This is a genomic window from Sulfitobacter sp. HI0040, assembly GCF_001634885.1.
In the GTDB taxonomy this organism is placed as follows: domain Bacteria; phylum Pseudomonadota; class Alphaproteobacteria; order Rhodobacterales; family Rhodobacteraceae; genus Sulfitobacter.
This window is the reverse complement of sequence record NZ_LWEX01000314.1, coordinates 1-470: the sequence shown is the minus strand read 5'-3', so window position 1 is coordinate 470 and position 470 is coordinate 1. Positions and strand designations below refer to the sequence as shown.

Annotated in this window: 1 protein-coding gene; it reads right to left on the bottom strand. The window is 73.6% G+C overall.

Annotated features, from left to right (window positions below):
• Positions 1-407: tetratricopeptide repeat protein (locus tag A3728_RS14340; protein WP_330220283.1), on the bottom strand; the 407-nt coding region annotated here is incomplete at its 3' end.
• Positions 408-470 lie beyond the last annotated feature (63 nt).

Genomic DNA, 470 nt, shown 5'->3' with positions numbered 1-470 from the left:
GCGGTGGGGGCGTGATGGGCCGCCCGGCGCAACCAGAACTGCGCCCGCGTGCGCTTGCCGTCCGATGACAGGGCCTGCGCCATCGCCCGCGCGGCGGCGTAGCGTTCGGTATCGGTGTCGGCGAGCGCCCATGCCTGCCGGGCGGCCTGCCGGGCCTGATCGTAAAGACCCTGATCGCGCATCGCGCGGGCGCGGATCACATGGGCGCCCTGATCCTGCGGGTCCCGCCCCAGCAGCGCTTCGGCCAGCATGCGCGCCTCGTCGGGCGCACCCTGCCGGATCGCCTCCACCGCAAGGGCGCCCATCTGCTGGGGCGAAAGCGTGATATCGGACCAGCCCGGCACCGCCAGCCCCACCCAAAGGGCGAGCACGACGGTCCGGCGCAGACGCCCCCGGGCCGGTCTCATGGGGTTGCCGCGGGGTCCCGGTAGACGATGAAGCCGCTGGTGTCGCGGACCGTGGCATTGTCG